14 protein-coding genes and 1 riboswitch are annotated in these 20,616 nt (G+C 67.9%); of the genes, 10 read left to right on the top strand and 4 right to left on the bottom strand.

Annotated features, from left to right (window positions below):
- Together OD750_RS12460 and ppa are read left to right on the top strand one after the other, a co-directional pair.
- Complete coding sequence (locus OD750_RS12460) at positions 1-2,061, top strand: sodium-translocating pyrophosphatase (protein WP_263545562.1); 2,061 nt, start codon at positions 1-3, stop codon at positions 2,059-2,061.
- Positions 2,062-2,197: 136 nt separating this feature from the next.
- Positions 2,198-2,737, top strand: coding sequence for an inorganic diphosphatase (ppa, locus tag OD750_RS12455; RefSeq protein WP_263545561.1), 540 nt, complete (start codon positions 2,198-2,200; stop codon positions 2,735-2,737).
- An 85-nt stretch (positions 2,738-2,822) separates the two neighbouring features.
- Here the strand turns inward: ppa and OD750_RS12450 are convergent, their stop codons facing one another.
- From OD750_RS12450 to OD750_RS12440, 3 genes are all read right to left on the bottom strand, one after another.
- Positions 2,823-3,845 carry a DUF2333 family protein gene (locus OD750_RS12450; protein ID WP_263545560.1) on the bottom strand — a complete coding sequence of 341 codons (1,023 nt, stop codon included), beginning with the start codon at positions 3,843-3,845 and terminating at the stop codon, positions 2,823-2,825.
- A 138-nt stretch (positions 3,846-3,983) separates the two neighbouring features.
- A complete protein-coding gene (gene thiC, locus OD750_RS12445) occupies positions 3,984-5,864 on the bottom strand; it encodes a phosphomethylpyrimidine synthase ThiC (protein WP_263545559.1) in 1,881 nt (626 codons plus the stop codon).
- A 55-nt stretch (positions 5,865-5,919) separates the two neighbouring features.
- Positions 5,920-6,011, bottom strand: a riboswitch (TPP riboswitch).
- 44 nt (positions 6,012-6,055) lie between these two features.
- Positions 6,056-6,679, bottom strand: a complete 624-nt coding sequence (locus tag OD750_RS12440) for a TetR/AcrR family transcriptional regulator (protein ID WP_263545558.1) — start codon at positions 6,677-6,679, stop codon at positions 6,056-6,058.
- 107 nt (positions 6,680-6,786) lie between these two features.
- Here OD750_RS12440 and OD750_RS12435 point away from each other — a divergent pair, with 107 nt between their 5' ends.
- The 5 genes from OD750_RS12435 (at position 6,787) to OD750_RS12415 (ending at position 13,871) form a co-directional block, all read left to right on the top strand.
- Positions 6,787-7,899 carry an efflux RND transporter periplasmic adaptor subunit gene (locus OD750_RS12435; RefSeq protein ID WP_263545557.1) on the top strand — a complete coding sequence of 371 codons (1,113 nt, stop codon included), beginning with the start codon at positions 6,787-6,789 and terminating at the stop codon, positions 7,897-7,899.
- Between the two features lie 202 nt (positions 7,900-8,101).
- Positions 8,102-11,287, top strand: coding sequence for an efflux RND transporter permease subunit (locus tag OD750_RS12430; protein ID WP_263545556.1), 3,186 nt, complete (start codon positions 8,102-8,104; stop codon positions 11,285-11,287).
- Between the two features lie 34 nt (positions 11,288-11,321).
- The gene (locus OD750_RS12425) at positions 11,322-11,615 is read left to right on the top strand and encodes a hypothetical protein (RefSeq protein WP_263545555.1); all 294 of its coding nucleotides are present in this window, start codon (positions 11,322-11,324) and stop codon (positions 11,613-11,615) included.
- A gap of 138 nt (positions 11,616-11,753) precedes the next feature.
- Positions 11,754-12,410 carry a protein-L-isoaspartate O-methyltransferase family protein gene (locus OD750_RS12420; protein WP_263545554.1) on the top strand — a complete coding sequence of 219 codons (657 nt, stop codon included), beginning with the start codon at positions 11,754-11,756 and terminating at the stop codon, positions 12,408-12,410.
- Between the two features lie 84 nt (positions 12,411-12,494).
- Positions 12,495-13,871: a TolC family outer membrane protein gene (locus tag OD750_RS12415; protein ID WP_263545553.1), complete on the top strand. Its 1,377-nt coding sequence runs from the start codon at positions 12,495-12,497 to the stop codon at positions 13,869-13,871.
- Positions 13,872-14,088: 217 nt separating this feature from the next.
- On the opposite strand, the gene waaA is transcribed toward OD750_RS12415, so the two are convergent.
- On the bottom strand, positions 14,089-15,369 hold the full coding sequence (gene waaA / locus OD750_RS12410) for a lipid IV(A) 3-deoxy-D-manno-octulosonic acid transferase (protein ID WP_263545552.1): 1,281 nt from the start codon (positions 15,367-15,369) through the stop codon (positions 14,089-14,091).
- Between the two features lie 69 nt (positions 15,370-15,438).
- On the opposite strand from waaA, the gene lpxL reads away from it, so the two are divergent.
- Genes lpxL through OD750_RS12395 form a run of 3 tightly spaced genes read left to right on the top strand, consistent with a single transcriptional unit; the run spans position 15,439 to position 20,616 of the window.
- Positions 15,439-16,362 carry an LpxL/LpxP family Kdo(2)-lipid IV(A) lauroyl/palmitoleoyl acyltransferase gene (lpxL, locus tag OD750_RS12405; RefSeq protein ID WP_263545551.1) on the top strand — a complete coding sequence of 308 codons (924 nt, stop codon included), beginning with the start codon at positions 15,439-15,441 and terminating at the stop codon, positions 16,360-16,362.
- 46 nt (positions 16,363-16,408) lie between these two features.
- The gene (locus tag OD750_RS12400) at positions 16,409-19,240 is read left to right on the top strand and encodes a DUF2339 domain-containing protein (protein WP_263545550.1); all 2,832 of its coding nucleotides are present in this window, start codon (positions 16,409-16,411) and stop codon (positions 19,238-19,240) included.
- Positions 19,237-20,616 carry a DUF3999 domain-containing protein gene (locus OD750_RS12395; RefSeq protein ID WP_263545549.1) on the top strand — a complete coding sequence of 460 codons (1,380 nt, stop codon included), beginning with the start codon at positions 19,237-19,239 and terminating at the stop codon, positions 20,614-20,616. Before OD750_RS12400 ends, OD750_RS12395 begins: the two co-directional genes overlap by 4 nt.

Raw genomic sequence — 20,616 nt, 5'->3', positions numbered from 1 at the left:
ATGCTGCAACAGAACGGCTTGCTGATCGCCTTGGTTTGCGCTGTGCTGGCGATCGTTTACGGGGTGTGGTCGATACGCTGGATTCTTGCCAAACCGGCCGGTAACGAGCGGATGCAGGAGATCGCCCAGGCGATCCAGGAAGGCGCGCGCGCCTATTTGAACCGCCAGTACGCAACCATCGGCGTCGTCGGGGCGGTGCTGCTCGTCGTGATCGGCTTCGCGCTGAACTGGGGGACGGCCATCGGCTTCGCGATCGGCGCGATCCTCTCCGGCCTCGCCGGCTACATCGGCATGAACATCTCGGTTCGCGCGAACGTGCGCACGGCCGAGGCCGCGCGCTCGGGCATCGGCGCGGCGCTCGACGTCGCGTTCCGCGGCGGCGCGATCACCGGCATGCTCGTGGTCGGCCTGGGCCTGCTCGGCGTCGCCGGCTACTACTACGTGCTGCTCAAGATGGGCGTGCCGGTCAACGAAGCGCTGCATGCGCTGATCGGCCTCGCATTCGGCTCGTCGCTGATCTCGATCTTCGCGCGCCTTGGCGGCGGCATCTTCACCAAGGGCGCCGACGTCGGTGCCGATCTCGTCGGCAAGGTCGAAGCCGGCATTCCCGAGGACGATCCGCGCAACCCGGCCGTGATCGCCGACAACGTGGGCGACAACGTCGGCGACTGCGCCGGCATGGCCGCCGACCTCTTCGAAACCTACGCCGTGACGGTGATCGCGACGATGCTGCTCGGCGGCGTGATGGCCGCGCAGATCGGCGTCGACGCCGCGACCGCCGCGCTGTATCCGCTGCTGCTCGGCGGCGTATCGATCATCGCGTCGATCATCGGCACGTTCTTCGTCAAGACCAAGCCCGGCGCGAAGATCATGAACGCGCTGTACGCCGGCGTGATCGTCTCGGGCGTGCTCGCGGCGATCGCGTTCTATCCGATCACGACGGCGCTGATGGCGAGCGCGACGGTCGGCGCCGGCAAGATCTACGGCTGCGCGCTGATCGGCCTGGCGCTCACCGCGGCGATGGTCGTCATCACCGAGTACTACACCGCGACCGAGTACAAGCCGGTGCGCGACGTGGCGAAAGCGTCGGTCACCGGGCATGCGACGAACATCATCGCCGGCATCGGCATTTCGATGAAGTCGTGCGCGCTGCCGGTGCTCGCGGTGTGCGCGTCGATCTGGGGCGCGTTCACGCTCGGCGGCCTGTACGGCATCGCGATCGCCGCCACGGCCATGCTGTCGATGACCGGCATGATCGTCGCGCTCGACGCGTACGGTCCGATCACCGACAACGCCGGCGGTATCGCCGAAATGAGCGAATTGCCGCCCGAAGTGCGCGCGGTGACCGACCCGCTCGACGCCGTCGGCAACACGACCAAGGCCGTGACGAAGGGCTACGCGATCGGTTCGGCCGGCCTCGCGGCGCTGGTGCTGTTCGCCGACTACACGCACAACCTCAACGTGCACCTCGGCATCGCCGACTTCCGTTTCGACCTGTCGAATCCGTACGTGATCATCGGCCTCCTGATCGGCGGCCTGATTCCGTACCAGTTCGGCGCGATGGCGATGGAGGCGGTCGGCCGCTCGGCCGGCGCGGTGGTCGAGGAAGTGCGCCGCCAGTTCCGCGACATCCCCGGCATCATGGAAGGCAAGGCCAAGCCCGACTATTCGCGCGCGGTCGACATGCTGACCAAGGCCGCGATCAAGGAAATGATGATTCCGTCGCTGCTGCCGGTGCTCGTGCCGATCGTCGTCGTATTCGGCTTCAAGTGGATCGGCGGCGCCCAGGCCGGCGCGCAGGCGCTCGGCGGCCTGCTCATCGGCACGATCGTCACCGGCCTCTTCGTCGCGATCTCGATGACGACCGGCGGCGGCGCCTGGGACAACGCCAAGAAGTACATCGAGGACGGCCATCACGGCGGCAAGGGTTCCGACGCGCACAAGGCGGCGGTAACGGGCGACACGGTCGGCGATCCGTACAAGGACACGGCCGGCCCGGCCGTCAATCCGCTGATCAAGATCATCAACATCGTCGCGCTGCTCTTGATTCCGCTGCTGTAAATCCGCTCGGGGCGGCGCTCCTCGCCGCCCCGACGGCTGCTGAACCGGAAGGTACGGCCCCTGCTGCACCGCAGCAGGGTTTGCCGTATCCTTCGCGCCCTTGCGCCCCGCCCCGGGGCTTATCGTGGAAATTGCAATGGGCCTGGACCTCGTCCCCACCGGCAGCGACGTGCCGAACGTCATCAACGTCATCATCGAAATCCCCAAGGACGCCGAGCCGGTCAAGTACGAAGTCGACAAGGCCAGCGGCGCGATCTTCGTCGACCGCGTGCTGTCGACGCCGATGCGCTACCCGTGCAACTACGGCTACGTGCCGCACACGCTCGGCGGCGACGGCGACCCGCTCGACGCGCTCGTGATCCTGCCGCTGCCGCTGGTGCCCGGCGCGGTGATCCGCTGCCGCCCGGTCGGCGTGCTGCGCATGACCGACGAGGCCGGCAGCGACGAAAAGCTCGTCGTCGTGCCGGTGTCGAAGGTGTTCGCCGGCTACGGCCACATCGAAGACATCAAGCAGGTGTCGGCGCACTGGCTCGAGCGCATCGGCCACTTCTTCGAGCACTACAAGGATCTCGAGAAGGGCAAGTGGGTGAAGATCGATGGCTGGGAAAACGCCGACAGCGCGAAGAAGGAAGTGCTCGACGGCATCGCGCGGTACGAGGCCGACAAGACCGGCTGAGGCAAGGCGCCATCCGAAAACGAAAAAGCGGCCCGACGGCCGCTTTTTCTTTGCGCGAAACCTTCTTTGCCCGAAACCTGGCCGATCAGCCGCGTTCGAGCAACCGCCGCAGATCGATGATCGCCGCGTTGGCGCGCGACACGTAGTTCGCCATCACGAGCGAGTGGTTGGCGAAAAAGCCGAACGGCGAGCCGTTCAGTACGACCGGGCTGCCGAGCCCCTTCTGCGCTTCGCCGAGTTCGCGCACGACCTGCTGCATGCTGACCACGGCGTTCTTGTCGCGCAGCACGCCGGCGAAATCGCGCTCCATCGCGTGCAGTTGCTGCAGCAGTGCCCAGGTGTAGCCGCGCGCCTCGTAGAACTCGTCATCGATCTTCGACCACGGCGTCTGCACGATGCGCGGACCCGGTCCGGGCTTGGACTGCTCCGCGTTCGCGTCACCGGAAAGATCGGTGTCGAGCCGCAACTGACCCACGCTCGCCGACAGCCGCTGCGACAGCGAGCCCAGGCGCGTCGACACGATCTGCAGGTAGTCAGAGAGATTGTCGGCACGCGCGTAGAACTGTGCGTTGTTCTGGTCGTTGTCGCCGAGGCGCACGAGATACGCGTCGAGATGCCGCACGGCCTTGCGGTACTGGCCTTCCGAACTCGGCAGCAGCCAGCGGTCGTTCGGGCTCGACAGCAGCGGATCGGCTTCGCGCAGGTCGTTGTCTTCCGTGCTCTGCGTCTGCGACCGGCTGAAGTCGTTGCGCAGCGCGCCGGCGAGATCGCGGCTCGCCGTCAGCACGCCGAATTCCCAGTTCGGCACGTTGTCCATGAACACGCCGGGCGGCAGCATGTCGTTCGACAGATATCCGCCGCGCTTGTCGAGCAGCGTTTCGACGCTCGCGATCAGCGTCGCCGTCGTCACGCTGCCGACGACCACCGGCTGCTTGACCGCGTCGGCGCGCCGCTGCGCTTCGCGCTGCACGTCGAGCGAGGCAGGCTCGTAGTCCCACCACCACATCAGCGCGAGGATCGCGATCAGGATCACGCTGAGCAGCGTGCCGATCGCGCCGAACCACGGCAGGCGCCTGCGCGACGCGATCAGAGTGTCGGGCGTATTCATCGGAATCATCCTTGTGCGTTCGGGCGAATTCTTGGGCGGCCGGCCGGAGGGTTCAAGAGTGACCCTCGGCACGGTCGATCTTCGCACGCCGCCGCCGCTCCCGGGCCGTCCGCGCGATGCGGACGGCCCGTCGAGCGATCACGCTTCGCGATAGATCTCGCTGCCGGCCTTGCGGAACTCCTCGGCCTTCTGCGCCATGCCGTGCTCGAGCGCCGCGGCGTCGGCGGCGACGCCCTGCTCGGCGGCGTAGTCGCGCACGTCCTGCGTGATCTTCATCGAGCAGAAATGCGGACCGCACATCGAGCAGAAGTGCGCGAGCTTGTGCGCGTCCTTCGGCAGCGTCTCGTCGTGGAACTCCTGCGCCTTTTCCGGATCGAGGCCGAGGTTGAACTGATCCTGCCAGCGGAACTCGAAGCGCGCCTTCGACAGCGCGTTGTCGCGCGCCTGCGCGCCGGGATGGCCCTTGGCGAGATCCGCCGCATGCGCGGCGATCTTGTAGGCGATGATGCCGTCGCGCACGTCCTGCTTGTTCGGCAGGCCCAGGTGTTCCTTCGGCGTGACGTAGCACAGCATCGCGGTACCGAACCAGCCGATCATCGCCGCGCCGATCGCGCTCGTGATGTGGTCGTAGCCCGGCGCGATGTCGGTGGTCAAAGGTCCCAAGGTATAGAACGGCGCTTCGTGACAAACGCGCAGCTGGCGTTCCATGTTCTCGCGGATCAGCTGCATCGGCACGTGGCCGGGGCCTTCGATCATCGTCTGTACGTCGTGCTTCCAGGCGATCTGCGTCAGCTCGCCGAGCGTATCGAGTTCGGCGAACTGCGCCGCGTCGTTCGCGTCGGCGATCGAACCCGGACGCAGGCCGTCGCCGAGCGAGAACGCGACGTCGTACGCCTTCATGATGTCGCAGATGTCCTCGAAGTGCGTGTAGAGGAAGTTTTCCTTGTGATGCGCGAGGCACCACTTCGCGAGGATCGAGCCGCCGCGGCTGACGATGCCGGTTACGCGTTTGGCGGTCAGCGGGATGTGCGCCAGACGCACGCCGGCGTGGATCGTGAAGTAGTCGACGCCCTGCTCGGCCTGTTCGATCAGCGTGTCCTTGAAGATTTCCCAGGTCAGCTCCTCGGCGCGGCCGTCGACCTTCTCGAGCGCCTGGTAGATCGGCACCGTGCCGATCGGCACCGGCGAGTTGCGCAGGATCCACTCGCGCGTCTCGTGGATGTGCTTGCCGGTGGAAAGGTCCATCACGGTGTCGCCGCCCCAGCGGATCGACCAGACCATTTTTTCCACTTCTTCGGCGATCGACGATGTGACCGCCGAGTTGCCGATGTTCGCGTTGATCTTCGTCAGAAAGTTGCGGCCGATGATCATCGGCTCGCTTTCCGGATGGTTGATATTGTTCGGAATGATCGCGCGGCCGCGCGCCACTTCGTCGCGCACGAACTCCGGCGTGATCCGCCCGGGCAGCGCGGCGCCGAAGCTTTCGCCGGGATGCTGCGCGGCGAGGTGCGCTTCGCGGATCGCGTCGATGCGCTGGTTCTCGCGTATTGCGATGTATTCCATCTCCGGCGTTACGATGCCCTGTCGCGCGTAGTGCATCTGCGTGACGTTGCGGCCGGCCTTCGCGCGCAGCGGCTTGGAGAGGTTCGAAAAACGCACGGCCGCGAGGCGCGGATCGTGCTCGCGCTTGCGGCCGAATTCCGATGAAAGCTGGCTCAGTCGTTCGACGTCGCCGCGCTCGGCGATCCAGGCGGCGCGCAGCGCCGGCAGCCCCCGCGTGAGATCGACGCGATAGTCGGCATCGGTGTACGGACCGGAAGTGTCGTACAGCGTCACGGGCGCGTTCTTTTCGGCGCCGAATACGAGCGGCGTGTCGGCGAGCGCGACCTCGCGCATCGGCACGCGCAGATCCGGGCGGCTGCCCTCGACGTGAATCTTGCGCGAGCCCGGAATCGGGCGCGTCACGCTGTCGGAAAGTTCCTGGGTCTTGAGCACCAGGTCGGAGGGCACGGCATTCATCGGCATCGTCCTCGTAAGGTAGGAACGAAGCGAAGGCGCGGCCGGACGACGCGCAGGGCGTCGCGGCGAAGCTTCCTACGGCGGCATGACCCGCTCAGGTACGAAGGGACTCTCTCAGCCCATGCCTGGGCACCCCCGCTTCGGCGCGCATTCAAGCACGAAGCGGGGGCGGTTGTCTCGGGAGCGCCGGTTCAGCGCGGCGCGTACGCGCGCAGGAACAGGTCGACCGTCGCGTCGATGTGCTCGTCGACGTCGCGTTCCGTATACGGTTCGCAGCAGCCGAAGCTCATGCGCGCGTGCAGTTCGCCCTTGAGCAGGCAGAAGAACTGCCCGGTCGCGCGGCGCGGATCGGGAATGTCGAGCTGGCCGCCGGCGATTTCGGCCAGCAGGAACGCTTCGAACGAATCCTGCAGGCGCTTGGGACCGGCTTCCCAGAACATCTGCGCAAGCTTGGCCGACTGCTGCGTCTGCGCGGTCATCATGCGATGCAGCGAAATCGCCTCTTCGCTCGCGATGAGATTGAAGAACGCGCGCGCGATCGTCTGCAGCTGCCCGCGGATAGGCCCTTTGAGGTCGGCCAGGAACAGCTCGGCCGGCAACTGTTCTTCGCATTTGGCCTGGATCACTTCCTTGAACAAGGTCTCCTTGTCGTTGAAGTGGCTGTAGACCGTGAGCTTGGAGACGCCCGCCTCGTTCGCGATCGCGTCCATGCTCGTGCCGTCGAAACCCTGCCGCGGAAACAGGCGCTTGCCCGCCTGCAGGATTGCGGCGCGTTTTTCGAGATCTTTCGGTCGCCCGGGGGCGGCCTGTTTCATCAGTGATGACATGGCAAATTGAATACTAGACAGTGCAGTTTAGTAATGATACTGTACCGGACAGTTTAGGTAAACCATCACGCTACACGCCTTTGAGGATTGTAACAATGCGTGCCTTCATACGAGTCGGCCGGATCGCCATCGGTCTTGCCATGATCGCCCCGGCGCTCTGGCTCGCCGGCTGCAGTACCCACGCCGAAACCCCGGACCCGATCCGCCCCGCCATCGTCGCGCGCCCGCAACCGGCCGCCGCCGAAGCCGGCATGCTGTATTCGGGCGACGTCAAGGCGCGCTACGAAAGCGCGCTCGGCTTCCGCGTCGGCGGCAAGATCAAGCAGCGCCTCGTCGATGTCGGCGCACACGTCAAAGCCGGCGACCTCATCGCCGAACTCGACCCGCAGGATCTGAACCTGCAGGCGGCGAGTTCCAAGGCCACGGTCGCCGCGGCCGAGGCCGATCTTGCGATGGCCAAGTCCGAGCGCGACCGCTACAGCGCGCTGCTCGAAAAGCATTTCGTCAGCGCGACGCAGTTCGACGCGGTCGACAACAAGCTCAAGGCCGCCACCGCGCGCGCCGCCGAGGCGCGCGCCGCGCTCAACGTCGCGCAGAACCAGGCCGCGTACTCCGGCCTGCGCGCCGACCACGACGGCGTCATCACCGCGATCAGCGCGGAGGCGGGCCAGGTGGTCGCCGCCGGCCAGAGCGTCGCGAACCTCGCGCGCGACGGCGAACGCGAAGTCGAAATCAGCGTGCCGGAAGGCCGCATCGCCGACTACCGCAAGGAACAGACAGCGACGGTCGAACTGTGGGCCGAGTCGGGCAAGCGCATCGACGGCATGCTGCGCGAGATCGCGCCGGAAGCCGACGCGACGACGCGCACCTATCGCGTCCGCGTGGCGCTCGGCGAAGGCTCCGACGCCGTCAAGCTCGGCCAGACGGCGCGCGTGTATTTCGCCGGCGCCGGCGGCGACGACGCGCACGTGATCCCGCTCGCGTCGCTGTACGAAAAGGACGGCAAGCCGGCCGTGTGGGTGCTCGATCCGAAGACGCGCCAGGTGCACTTGAAGCCCGTCACGGTCAGCGCGTACCGCGAACAGGGCGTGCTCCTGACCGCCGGCGTCGACACGCAGGACTGGATCATCGCGGCCGGCGTGCACAAGCTGCGCGAAGGCCAGCCGGTGGCGCCGGTCGACGGCGGCAATCGCCCGCTGTCGCTGTAACGCACCCGATACGTTCAAAGCCCGACCGCCGCCCGCCGTCTTCCCCCTCCTCCCCACGGCGCGCAGCGGTTCGGGCGCTTCTTTGCGCACGGTTGGACCACGGATCGGTTCGGGCGGCGCGCGGCTTTTTCTCCTCGCGCGCACGTTCTGCAACGTCGTGCGTTTGCTGCCCGGGCAGGGCTTAGATGCGGCATAAAAAACAATGACAAAGTTCAATCTTTCCGAATGGGCTTTGCGCAACCAGTCGCTGGTGCGCTACTTCATCGTCGTACTCGCGATCGCGGGCCTCCTCGCGTACCGCTCGCTCGGCCAGTCCGAAGACCCGCCGTTCACGTTCAAGGCGATGGTCGTCAACACGCAGTGGCCGGGCGCCACCGCGGCGGAGATCAACGAGCAGATCACCGAGAAGATCGAAAAGAAGCTGCAGGAACTGCCCGAGATCGACTTCCTGCGCAGCTACGCGCGGCCGGGCGAGTCGCAGATCATCGTCATCGCGAAGGATTCGCTCGATTCCAAATACGTGCCGGACCTGTGGTACCAGGTACGCAAGAAGATCGGCGACATTCGCCACACCCTGCCGCCCGGCACGCTCGGCCCGTTCTTCAATGACGAATTCGGCGATACGTTCGGCAATATCTATTCGCTGACCGGCGACGGTTTCAGCTACGCGCAGCTCAAGGACTACGCCGAGCGCCTGAAGCTCGACCTGCTGCGCGTGCCCAACGTCGCGAAGGTCGATCTGATCGGCCTGCAGGACGAAAAAATCTTCATCGAAGTGTCGAACACGAAGCTCGCCACGCTCGGCGTCAGCTTCGCCGACGTGCAGCGCACGCTCGAAACGCAGAACGCGATCACGCCGGCCGGCAGCTTCGAAACCGACAGCGACCGCATCTACTTGCGCACGTCCGGCGCGTTCGATTCGCCCGAGGCGATCCGCGACATCGCGATCCGCGCGAACGGCCGCCTGTTCAAGCTCGGCGACGTCGCCGACGTGCGTCGCGCCTACAGCGACCCGCCGCAGCCGCGCATGCGCTTCATGGGCAAGGAAGGTCTCGGCATCGCCGTGTCGATGAAAAAGGGCGGCGACATCATCCAGCTCGGCCGCGACCTCGACGCCGCGACGAAGCGCCTGGAAACCACCCTGCCGGTCGGCCTGGAACTCGCGCGCGTCGCCGACCAGCCGCACGCCGTGCAGCGCTCGATCGAGGAGTTCGTGCGCACGCTCGGCGAAGCCGTGATCATCGTGCTGCTCGTGAGCTTCTTCTCGCTCGGCTTTCGCACCGGCCTCGTCGTCGCGCTGTCGATTCCGCTCGTGCTGGCGATGACGTTCGCCGTGATGAGCTACTTCGGCATCGACCTGCACAAGATTTCGCTCGGCGCGCTGGTGCTCGCGCTCGGCCTCCTCGTCGACGACGCGATCATCGCGGTCGAGATGATGGCCGTGAAGATGGAACAGGGCTACGACCGCGTCAGCGCCGCCGCGTTCGCCTACACCTCGACCGCGTTCCCGATGCTCACCGGCACGCTGATCACCGCGGCCGGATTCCTGCCGATCGCGACGGCGAAGTCGAGCACCGGCGAGTACACGCGTTCCATTTTCGAAGTGGTCACGATTGCGCTTCTGGTGTCGTGGATCGCCGCGGTCGTGTTCATTCCGTATCTCGGCTACAAGCTGCTGCCCGACCTCGGCAAGCCGGCGCAGCCGCCCAGGCCCGGATCGCTCGCCGCGCGCGTCGCCGGCCTGCGCCTCGCGCTCATCGGCTTTCTGCCGCGCCGCCTGCGCACGAAGCTCAGCGCACCGGCATCGCATGCGCACGAACGCGACCCGTACTCGACGCCGTTCTATGCGAGCTTCCGCCGCGCCGTCGACTGGTGCGTCGACCGGCGCTGGCTGGTCATCGCGATGACGCTGGGCATGTTCGTCGCGTCGATCGTCGGCTTCCGCTTCGTGCAGCAGCAGTTCTTCCCCGATTCGACGCGGCCGGAGCTGATGGTCGATCTCAAGCTCACCGAAGGCTCGTCGCTCAACGCGACCGAAGCGCAGGTCAAGAAGCTCGAAGCGTGGCTCGCGAAAAGGCCCGAGATCGACAACTACGTCAGCTACGTCGGCACCGGCTCGCCGCGCTTCTACCTGCCGCTCGACCAGCAGCTGCCGCAGGCGAGCTTCGCGCAGTTCGTCCTGCTGACCAAGGGCAAGGTCGAGCGCGAACGCCTGCGCGTGGATCTGCTCAAGCTGTTCGAAACCGACTACTCCGAACTGCGCGCACGCGTTTCGCGCCTGGAGAACGGCCCGCCGGTGGGCTATCCGGTGCAGTTCCGCGTGTCGGGCGAGGACGTCGCGAACGTGCGCAAGCACGCTCGCGAAGTCGCCGACCTCGTGCGCAAGAACCCGCACGTGCGCAACGTCAACCTCGACTGGGACGAGCCGAGCAAGGTGATCCGGCTCAACATCGACCAGGATCGCGCGCGCGTGCTCGGCGTCAGTTCGCAGGACCTGTCGAACTTCATGCAAAGTTCGCTGACCGGCGTGCCGATCTCGACGTACCGCGAGCGCGACGAGCTGATCCAGGTCGTGCTGCGCGGGCCGGCCGAGGAGCGCGCTCAGCTGTCGCTGCTGACCAGCCTCGCGGTGCCCACGGCGTCGGGCAAGACCGTGCCGCTGTCGCAGATCGCGACGGTCGACTACGCGACCGAGGAAGGCATCATCTGGCGCCGCAACCGCCTGCCGACGATCACCGTGCGCGCCGACACCGACGGCGTGCTGCAGCCGCCGACGATCACGAACCAGATCCTGCCGACGCTCGATCCGATCCGCGCCGCGCTGCCGGCCGGGTACCTGCTGGAAGTCGGCGGCACGGTCGAGGATTCGAGCAAGGGCCAGCGGTCGGTCAACGCCGGCTTCCCGTTGTTCGTTTTCGTGGTGCTGACGCTGCTCATGCTGCAATTGAAAAGCTTCAGCCGCACCATCATGGTGTTCCTGACCGCGTTCCTGACCCCGATCGGCGTGGCCCTGTTTCTGTTGGTGTTCAACGTTCCGTTCGGCTTCGTCGCGATGCTGGGCACGATCGCGCTGGCGGGAATGATCATGCGCAATTCGGTAATTCTGGTGGATCAGATCGAGCAGGACATCGCCAAGGGCCACGCGCCCTGGGATGCCATCGTCGATGCGACGGTCCGGCGCTTCCGGCCGATCGTACTGACGGCGCTCGCGGCGATCCTCGCCATGATTCCGTTGTCGCGCAGCGCATTCTTCGGGCCGATGGCGGTAGCGATCATGGGCGGACTCTTCGTCGCCACGGCCTTGACCCTGCTTTTCCTGCCGGCGCTGTATGCCGCGTGGTTCCGGATTCAACGTCCGGCCGCGGACGCGCAACCGGCCGGCGCATAGGAAACTCCCAATGTCACCGAGTACCGAACTTCACTTGAGCCAATCGTTCAAACTGGCGCAACGCGCTTTCGCGACGCTGCTCGACCGGGCGCAGTTCGACGCGAGCCAGGCGCTCGCCGCGCGCGGCACGCTCGCCGCGCTCGACCGCGTCGACGCCGGCAGGCTGTCGCGCTGGCTCGCCTGGCAGAGCCACGTGCGCAACCCGCAGGCGCTCACGCGCATCGAACGGGTCGATCAGCGCCTCGCGGCGGGGGTCGTCCACGCGCGCGCGCGGCTGCCGGTCGGCGGACGTCCGGCCGTGTCCGGAACGCCGCGCCGGACAGCGTAAACGGGTCAGAAGGTGAGGAATGTCAGATAGTTGCGGTGACTTCCGGCACTACGGGGGAAAGCCGACTCAGGCGATGCTCAATTGCCGCGAAGGGCAGCAGAGCCTATGCTTTCGCCCCTTTTATGCTGGAGCAGATCCATGTCGCTGAACGTCGAACAGGCCAGGTTCAACATGGTCGAGCAGCAGGTGCGGCCGTGGGACGTGCTCGACGCCCGCGTGCTGGACGTGCTGACGCAGGTGCGTCGGGAGGAATTCGTCGGTACGGCGCATCGCGACATCGCGTTCGCCGACCTCGAACTGCCGCTCGCGCACGGCGAAGTCATGATGAAACCGGTGATCGAAGGCCGCGTGTTGCAGGCGCTGTTGCCCGCGCCGCACGAAAGCGTTCTGGAAATCGGCACCGGTTCGGGCTTTCTGACGGCGTGTCTGGCACGACTGTCGCAAGAGGTGGTCAGCGTCGAGCAGCACGCGGACCTCGCGGACACCGCGCGTGCGCGGTTGGACAAGGCCGGCATCGGCAATGTCCGGGTCGAGGTCGGCGAGGCGGTCAAGGCTTTCGATCCGAAGCGGGAGTTCGATGTCGTCGTCGTCACGGGTGCCGTGTTTGCATTGCCCGAGCGCTTCAAGCGCTGGCTCAAGCCCGGCGGCCGGATGTTCGCGGTGATCGGCGAATCGCCGGTCCAGCGCGCCGCGGTCCTGACGCGCACCGGCGACAGCTGCAAAGAAGAAAGTTTGTTCGAAACCGATTTGCCGTATCTCACGAACGCCGCGCCGCCCAAGCGCTTCACGCTCTGAACGATCCGGGCAGGCCGGCGCACCAGGAATTCGATAAGCGCGAACTCCCCGCAAGGACGAGTTCCAACTCAGGAAGCCACAACAATGCGTAACCCGATGAAGCTGTTGCCCCTATCGCTGGCCTTGCTGCTCGCCCCGACGCTCGCGTCGGCCGAAGACCTCCTGCAGGTGTTCGAACAGGCCCGCCAGAACGACCCGACCCTCGCGATCGCCAAGGATACCAACCTGTCGGTCGGCGAGAACGTCGACATCGCGACGGCCGCGCTGCTGCCGCAGATCTCCGGCAGCTACTCGTTCACCGACTCGCACGGCAGCTCGACGAGCCAGCAGCCGGTGCAGGACGACAACGGCAATCTCGTGCTGCTGCCGTACACCTCGTCGTCGTCGACGCGCGGCGTGAGCTGGGGCGGCCGGCTCGACCAGTCGATCCTCGATTTCAGCCGCTGGACCGCGCGCAAGGCCGCCAAGGAACTGGCCCGCCGTAGCGATTCGCAGTACGTGCAGGCCGAGCAGGACCTGACGATCCGCGTATCGACCGCGTATTTCAACGTGCTCACCGCCGAAGACTCGCTGACGTTCTCGCAGGCCGAGGAAAAAGCGCTCGAACGCCAGCTCGACCAGGCGCAGCAGCGCTTCGAGGTCGGCCTGTCGGCGATCACCGACGTGAACGAGGCAAAGGCGCAGTACGACTCGGCGCGCGCCGCCACGATCAACGCGCAGAACGCGCTCGACGACTCGCGCGAAGCGCTGCGCGAAATCACCGGCAAGGAACCCGGCACGCTGCTGCGCCTGCGCGAAAAGCTGCCGATGAACGAACCGGTGCCGAACGACATGCAGGCGTGGGTCGACAAGGCGATCAGCGAAAACCCGGGCCTCAAGGCGCAGGAACTCGCGCTCGCCGCGGCGAACACGAACATCAAGACGCAGCGTTCCGGCCACCTGCCGACGCTGTCCGGCACGATCACCTATCAGAACCAGCCGAGCTGGGGCGATCGCACGGTGCAGGGCCGGCTCAACCCGATCCACAACACCGGCAGCGACACGGCGATCGGCGTCACGCTGAACGTGCCGATCTTCTCGGGCGGCGCGACGCAGGCCCGCGTGCGTCAGGCCGTATACGACCGCGACAATGCGCAGGACACGTTCGAACAGCAGAAGCGCGCGCTGATCCGTGCCACGCGCCTGAACTTCCGCGCGGTCGTCGCCGGCATCAGCGAAGTGGAAGCGCGCAAGCAGGCGGTGGTTTCGGCCAACAGCGCGCTCGAAGCGACGCAGGCCGGCTTCGAAGTCGGCACGCGCACGATCGTCGACGTGCTGCTGTCGCAGCGCCAGCTGTTCCAGGCGCAGCGCGATCATTCGCAGGCGCGCCACAACTTCGTCGTGAACCAGCTCAAGCTGCGCCAGTCGGCCGGCAGCGTCGAGCAGAAGGATCTCGCCGAGGTCAACGCGCTGCTCGAGTGATTCGGCGCGAGACGCCAAAGAAAAAGCGGGCTTCGGCCCGCTTTTTTTGCCTGATCGAGCGTCAGCGAGCTGCCGATTCGGCAGTATCAATTTGAACCAGAAATGGCGGCTCCCGCCGCAAGAGCTGACGAAACCGTCGGCTACGCCGACGATTCCGGCAGTATCAATTTGAACCAGAAATGGCGGCTCCCGCCGCAAGAGCGGACCGGATCACCGACTACGCCGGCGATCCGGTCATGACCTTCTCAATCGCCTCGAGATTGCGCTCGACCGCCCCGCGCTCGCGCTCGAACACGTGCCTGGCCGCTTCGCCCATCTCGACGCGGCGCCGCTCGTCGCCGAGCAGACGCACGACTTCGGCGCCGAGCTTTTCGCCGTCGGCGATCTGCAGCGCGCCGCCGGCGTCGACGAGGCTCGTCGTGATCTCGGCGAAATTGAACGTGTTGAGGCCCACGATCACCGGCACCGACAGCGCTGCCGGCTCCAGTACGTTGTGTCCGCCGATTTCCACGAGGCTGCCGCCGACGAACGCGAGATCCGCCGCGGCGTAGTAGCGCAGGAGCTCGCCCAGCGTATCGACGACGAACACCTGCGTCGCGCTCTCGGCGCTCACGTCCTCGCTGCGGGTGCGCGTGGCGAAACCGAAGCTGCGGCAGGCCAGCGCGACCGGCTTGAAGCGCTCCGGATGGCGCGGCGCGATCAGGAACAGCGCGTCGGGAAAGCGCCGCAGCACGAGCGCATGCGCCTTGAGCATCGCCACCTCTTCGCCCTCGTGCGTACTCGCGGCGATCCACACCGGCCGATGCGGCCCCCACTCCACACGCAGCGCGCGGCCGTGTTCGGGCAGGTCGGCCGGCACCGCCATGTCGAACTTGATGTTGCCGAGCACCGACAGGCGTGACGGATCGGCGCCGAGTTCGAGCAGCCGCTGCGCGTCGGCGCCCGACTGCGCCGCCACGTGCCGCGCCGAGCGGATCGCGACGCGCGCGAGCGGACGCACCGGCCCGTAGCCGCGCAGGCTCTTCGCCGACAGCCGCGCGTTCGCCACCACGAGCGGCACCCGGCGCGCCTCGCATTCGGCGAACAGGTTAGGCCAGATCTCGGTTTCCATGATCACGCCGAGGCTCGGCCGCACGCGTTCGAGGAAGCGGCGCACCGACGCCGGCAGGTCGTACGGCAGATAGACGTGGAAAACACGGTCGCCGAACAGCTTCTGCACGCGCTCGGAACCTGTCGGCGTGATCGTCGTGATCACGAACGGCAGGTCGGCGTGACGGCGCATCAGCGCCTCGATCAGCGGCACGGCCGCGTTGACCTCGCCGACCGACACCGCATGAATCCAGATGCTGCGCTCGAACCCGGGCGCGCGGAAAAAGCCGAAGCGTTCGCGCCAGCGCCCGAGATAGCTGCGGTAATGCAGGCCGCGACGCGCCAGCCGGAACAGGATCACCGGCGTCAGCAGATACATCACGAGCGTGTAGAGAGAGCGCGGGAACACGTACCGGCCGGCGGCGAAAGGTGGCGCAGTATAGCGGCGTCGCGTCCGGAGCCCGCTAAACTTGGCCGGATGTCCGACACCCAGCCCCCTGACCCGCCCGCCTCCCTCGCCGCGCCGCGCCATTGGCTCGCCTGGATCGGCCTCGCCTTCGCGCGCGGCGTCGCCCGCCTGCCGCTACCCGTGCTGCGCGCGCTCGGCACGGCCGCCGGCGTCGTCGCCGGCGCGCTGCTGTCGGTACGCCGGCACGTCGCGCGGCGCAATCTGGAAGTGTGCTTTCCCGAGCTTTCCGACGCCGAACGCCGTCAGCTGCTGCGCGCGACGCTGCGCGACAGCGGCCGCATGCTCGTGGAATTCGCGCTCGCGTGGTTCGGCAGCGACAGGACGATCGCCGCGATCCCCTGCCGCGTCGACGGCCTCGAACACCTCGCGCGCGCGCGCGCGGAAGGCCGCGGCGTACTGCTCATCGGCGGTCACTTTTCCCATCTGGAACTTTGCGCGCGGCTCGTGTCGCAGCGCATCCGCATCGCCGGCATGTACCGCGTGATGGACGACGCCGTGTTCGAACGCGCCGTGCTCGCCGCGCGGCTGCGCTACGCCGACGCGATGTTCACGAAGGACGAGCTGCGCGCGACCGTGAAGTACCTCAAGCGCGGCGGCACGGTCTGGTACGCGCCGGACCAGGACATGCGCGGCAAGGATTCGGTATTCGTCCCGTTCTTCGGCGTGCCCGCGTCGACGATCACCGCGACGCATCATCTGGCGCGGCTGTCCGGCGCGCTCGTGATGCCGTTCTATCACCGCCGCGAGGCCGACGGCAGCTACGCCTTGCGCCTCGAAGCACCGCTTGAGGCGTTTCCGAGCGACGACGTGGTCGCCGACACCGCGCGCGTCAACGCCGCGATCGAGGCGATGGTGCGCGAAGCGCCGAGCCAGTATCTGTGGCTGCACAAGCGCTTCAAGACACGGCCGCCGGGCGCGCCGAACGTCTATTGAACGCCGCTTGCGTTAGAGTGATGCGAAATGGACGGGGGCGTCACGTATGGGCTGGCTGCTCGGCTTGATCGGGTTGTTCGTCGGCGCGTTTCTCGGCGGTGGGGTATTCCGCCACGATATTTCCTGGCTCAGCGCGATCGTCGGCGCCGTGATCGGCGTGCTGTTCGGACGTATCGCCACGCTGAAGCAGAAGCTCGCGGAGATCGAATCGCGGTTCGACGTGCTGAACGCGGCGATCTCGCGACGCGGCGCGGCCGACCTCGACGACGAACGGCGCGCCAGAGCCCAGGCTCGGGCTCCCGAACCGCCGCGCGCCACCGCGCCGGTCGAGCCGGTCGCGCCGCCGGTCGCGTCGAAACCGACAGAGCCGGCCGACGACGCGGTCGAACCGCTCGCGCTCGACTTCACGCCGCCGCCGCTGCCGCCGCGCTCAGGCCGCGCGACGTTCGACGTCGGCGGCGAACCGGCGCCGTCGCCCGTGCTGCGCCGCGAAACCCCGCCGCAGTCGTCACGGCCGGCCGCGCCGCGCCCGGCGCCCGCGAGCGTTCCGCACGAACCCGACATCGTCGAGCGCGCCGTCGACGCGGTCCGGCGCTGGTTCACCGAGGGCAACGTGCCGGTGAAGATCGGCGTGCTGCTGTTGTTCCTCGGCGTCGGCGCGCTGATGAAGTACGCGGCCGACCAGGGCTGGCTGACCGTGCCGATCGAGCTGCGCCTCGCCGGCATCGCGGCCGGCGCGCTCGCGCTGCTCGTGTTCGCGTGGCGCAAGCGCGAAACCCATCGCGCGTTCGCGCTGAGCCTGCAGGGCGGCGCGATCGGCATTCTGATACTCGTGGTCTTCGGCGCGTACAAGCTGTACGGCCTGATTCCCTCGGGCGCCGCGTTCGCGCTGCTCGTCGTGCTCGTCGCCGGCGCCGGCGCGCTCGCGGTGCTGCAGGATGCGCTCGCCCTCGCCGTGCTCGGTATCGTCGGCGGCTTTCTCGCCCCGATACTCACCGCGAGCGACAGCGGCAACCATGTTGCCTTGTTCACTTATTACGCCGTCCTCAACGCGGCGATCTTCAGCATCGCATGGTTCAAGCCGTGGCGCGCGCTCAATCTCATGGGCTTCGTCTTCACGTTCGTCATCGGCATCGCCTGGGGCACGCTCAAGTATCGCCCGGAGCTGTTCGACACGACCGAGCCGTTCCTGATCCTGTTCTACGCGTCCTATCTCGCGATTCCGGTGCTGTATGCGTGGCGCCGGTCCGACAACCGCGAAGGCATCGTCGACGGCAGCCTTGTGTTCGGCACGCCGCTGATCGCGTTTCCGCTGCAGGCCGCGCTGCTCGAAGGCAACCGGCATCAGCTGGCGCTGTCGGCCGTCGTGCTCGCGGCGACGCATGTCGGGGTCGCGTGGTTCGTGCTGCGCAGACTGTCGTATCGCCTGCTCGGGCATTCGCACGCGCTGCTCGCGCTCGGCTTCGCCACGCTCGCGGTGCCGCTCGCGCTGTCGGCGCGTTCCACCGCGTGCGCGTGGGCCGTCGAGGGTGCGGCGCTCGTCTGGCTCGGTCTGCGCCAGGGGCGCAACCTGCCGCGCTGGATCGGCTACGCGTTGCAGCTCGCGGCCGGCGCGTCGCTCCTGATCCACGGCATCGGCGAGAGCGCACCGGACGGCGCCGCGGCGATCGTCAACGGCGATTTTCTCGCGATCGCGCTCGTCGCCGCCGCCGGCTTCGTCAGCGCGCATCTCGTGCGCGACGCCGCGCCGGAGTCGCCGTCCGCGCGCCTGCTGCTCGGCTGGAGCGTGCTGTGGTGGATCGCGCTCGGCGCCAACGAAATCGCGCGCTTCGCGCCCGACGGCACGGAAACGAACTGGGCACTCGGCTTCGTCGCGCTGTCGACGTGGCTGTACGCCGAACTGCGCCGCGGCCTCGACTGGGAAGATCTCGGCTGGCCCGCGTACGCCGGCTTCCTGATCGCGCCGGCGCTGATCGCGCCGACGCTCGAAGCGAACGGCAGCCCGCTCGCCGGCTGGGGCCTCGCCGCGTGGATCGCGTGGTTCGCCGCGAGCCTGCGCGCGCAGGCGGCGCTCGCCGCGTGCGGCGCACCGCTGCTCGCGTTCATCCATTTCGCGCATACGTGGACTTGGGTACTTCTGCTCGGCACGCAGATCCACAAGCTCACCGCCGCCGGCGCCGACGTCGCGCGCATCTGGCAGGCGCTCGCGAGCCTCCTGCCGGCCGCGTTCGCGTTCTGGGGCACGATCGTGCGGTTCCGGCCGCTGCGCTTCCCGCTCGGCGACGCCGCCGAAAGCGCGCGCACGATGCTGCTCGCGTCGCTGTCGTTCGTGCTGGGCTTCGCCTGGTTCGGCGGCCTGTTCGCCGAGGGCGATCCGCGGCCCCTGCCTTACCTGCCGGTGCTCAACCCGCTGGAACTCGCGCAGATCGCGTTCGTGCTCGCGCTGCTCGGCTGGTATCGCCGCGCCGAAGCCGACGGCGACGCGATCCTCGACGCCACGACGCGCGCGCAGTTGCTGGCCGGCGTGGCATTCGCGCTGCTCACCAGCATCACGCTGCGCGGCGCGCATTTCATCGGCGGCGTGCCCTGGACCGAAGCGATGTTCTCGTCGGCGCTCGCGCAGGCCCTGCTGTCGGTCGTGTGGTGCCTCGCCGGCCTCGCCGCGATGCTCGTCGGCGCGCGCCGCGGCTCGCGCGCGATCTGGATCGGCGGCGCGACGCTCGTCGGCATCGTCATCGCCAAGCTCATCCTCGTCGACCGCAGCCACCTCTCCGACCTGTCGGCGATTCTCGGCGTGCTCGCGGTCGGCGGCCTGCTGCTCGTCGTCGGCTGGTTCGCGCCGAATCCGCCGCGTCAGGCCGAAGGAGCCGGCGAATGAAGCGCGCCGTCGTCCTCATCGCCCTCGTCGCGGCGACCGCCGCGCACGCCGGCACGCGCGACGACTACGTCCGCGAATGGCCGCTGCGCCTTTCGCGCGACGACGGCGGCGCGTTTCGCGTCGCGCTGACGCGCGACGTCTACGCGACCGCGCAGGACGTCGTTCTCGCCGACATCGAAGTGTTCAACGCGGCCGGCGAAGCCGTGCCGTCCGCGCTGCTGCCCGCGCGCGCGGTGCTCGTGCGCGCCGCCGAGCCGCTGACCGCCGAGCTGCGCTGGTTTCCGCTCGCGCCGAAACCGGCCGACGCGACCGCCGACTGGAACGTGCGCGCCGAACGCGACGCGACGGGACGCGTCAGCCGCGTCGACGTCGGCGTCGCCGCCGCGCCCGACGCGGCGCCGGCGACGCGCGAACTGCTCGTCGACCTGAGCCAGCTGCGCTCGCCGCTCGCTGCGCTGCGCTTCGAATGGAAGGCGTCCGGCGCGTCGGCGCAGGCGGGCTACCGGCTCGAACAGAGCGACGATCTGACGCGCTGGCGCGCGACCGGCGTCGACGTCGACCTCGTCGATCTCGCGAACGACAACGCGACGCTGCGTCGCGACCGCGTCGCGCTCGCCGGTACGTACGGGCCGTATCTGCGGCTCGTGCCGCGTGCGACGAACACCCCGTTCGAGATCACGCGCATCGTCGCCGAACTCGCGCCGCCGCCGGCCGAAGCGGCGTGGGAATGGAACGAAGTCGCGGGCCGCCGCGTCGAGGCGAACGGCGTCGCGCACTACGAATACGCGCTCGATGCGCGCGTGCCGGCCGAGCGCGTCGATCTCGCGCCCGCCGCCGGCAACAGCGCGGCCGAGTGGACCGTGCAGAGCCGCGAGAACGCGCAATGGACCTGGCAGCATCGCGCGGGTCCCTGGATGGCCTACGCGGTCGATGCGGGCGGCACCGTGGAGCGCTCCGCCGAGCAGCGCCTGGCGAGCCTCGTTCGCGATCGGCTGTGGCGCGCCGACAGCGCGCAGCCGGGCAACGCGCCGCCGGTGCTGCGTCTCGGCTGGCGTGCCGAAGAAATCGTCTTTCTCGCGCAAGGCGCCGGCCCGTACACGCTCGCGGCCGGCAGCGTGAAGGCGCGGCGGCAGGAAGCGCCGATCGCAAGACTCGTCAGCGAACTGCGCGCGAAACGCGGCGGCGACTGGCAGCCGTATCCGGCGACGCTCGGCGACGCGCGCGCGTTGTCGGGTTCCGCGGCGCTCGCGACGCCGCCGCCACCGCCCAAGCCGGTCGCGTGGTCGTCGTGGCTGCTGTGGGCGTCTCTCGTCGGCGGCGCGGCGCTCGTCGCGGCGATGGCGCTGCATCTGTTGCGCAAGCCGCGCGAACCGTAA

It is taken from the genome of Tahibacter soli, from assembly GCF_025717065.2.
Classification (GTDB): Bacteria; Pseudomonadota; Gammaproteobacteria; order Xanthomonadales; family Rhodanobacteraceae; genus Tahibacter; species Tahibacter soli.
Note: the sequence above shows the minus strand (reverse complement) of the source record. Positions and strands in the feature narration are given on the sequence as shown.

Excerpts from the sequence above, each read along its gene's own strand:
- OD750_RS12460 (WP_263545562.1), top strand. The coding sequence starts at position 1 with ATGCTGCAACAGAACGGCTTGCTGATCGCCTTGGTTTGCGCTGTGCTG.
- ppa (WP_263545561.1), top strand. The coding sequence starts at position 2,198 with ATGGGCCTGGACCTCGTCCCCACCGGCAGCGACGTGCCGAACGTCATC.
- OD750_RS12450 (WP_263545560.1), bottom strand. The coding sequence starts at position 3,845 with ATGAATACGCCCGACACTCTGATCGCGTCGCGCAGGCGCCTGCCGTGG.
- thiC (WP_263545559.1), bottom strand. The coding sequence starts at position 5,864 with ATGAATGCCGTGCCCTCCGACCTGGTGCTCAAGACCCAGGAACTTTCC.
- OD750_RS12440 (WP_263545558.1), bottom strand. The coding sequence starts at position 6,679 with ATGAAACAGGCCGCCCCCGGGCGACCGAAAGATCTCGAAAAACGCGCC.
- OD750_RS12435 (WP_263545557.1), top strand. The coding sequence starts at position 6,787 with ATGCGTGCCTTCATACGAGTCGGCCGGATCGCCATCGGTCTTGCCATG.
- OD750_RS12430 (WP_263545556.1), top strand. The coding sequence starts at position 8,102 with ATGACAAAGTTCAATCTTTCCGAATGGGCTTTGCGCAACCAGTCGCTG.
- OD750_RS12420 (WP_263545554.1), top strand. The coding sequence starts at position 11,754 with ATGTCGCTGAACGTCGAACAGGCCAGGTTCAACATGGTCGAGCAGCAG.
- OD750_RS12415 (WP_263545553.1), top strand. The coding sequence starts at position 12,495 with ATGCGTAACCCGATGAAGCTGTTGCCCCTATCGCTGGCCTTGCTGCTC.
- lpxL (WP_263545551.1), top strand. The coding sequence starts at position 15,439 with ATGTCCGACACCCAGCCCCCTGACCCGCCCGCCTCCCTCGCCGCGCCG.
- OD750_RS12400 (WP_263545550.1), top strand. The coding sequence starts at position 16,409 with ATGGGCTGGCTGCTCGGCTTGATCGGGTTGTTCGTCGGCGCGTTTCTC.
- OD750_RS12395 (WP_263545549.1), top strand. The coding sequence starts at position 19,237 with ATGAAGCGCGCCGTCGTCCTCATCGCCCTCGTCGCGGCGACCGCCGCG.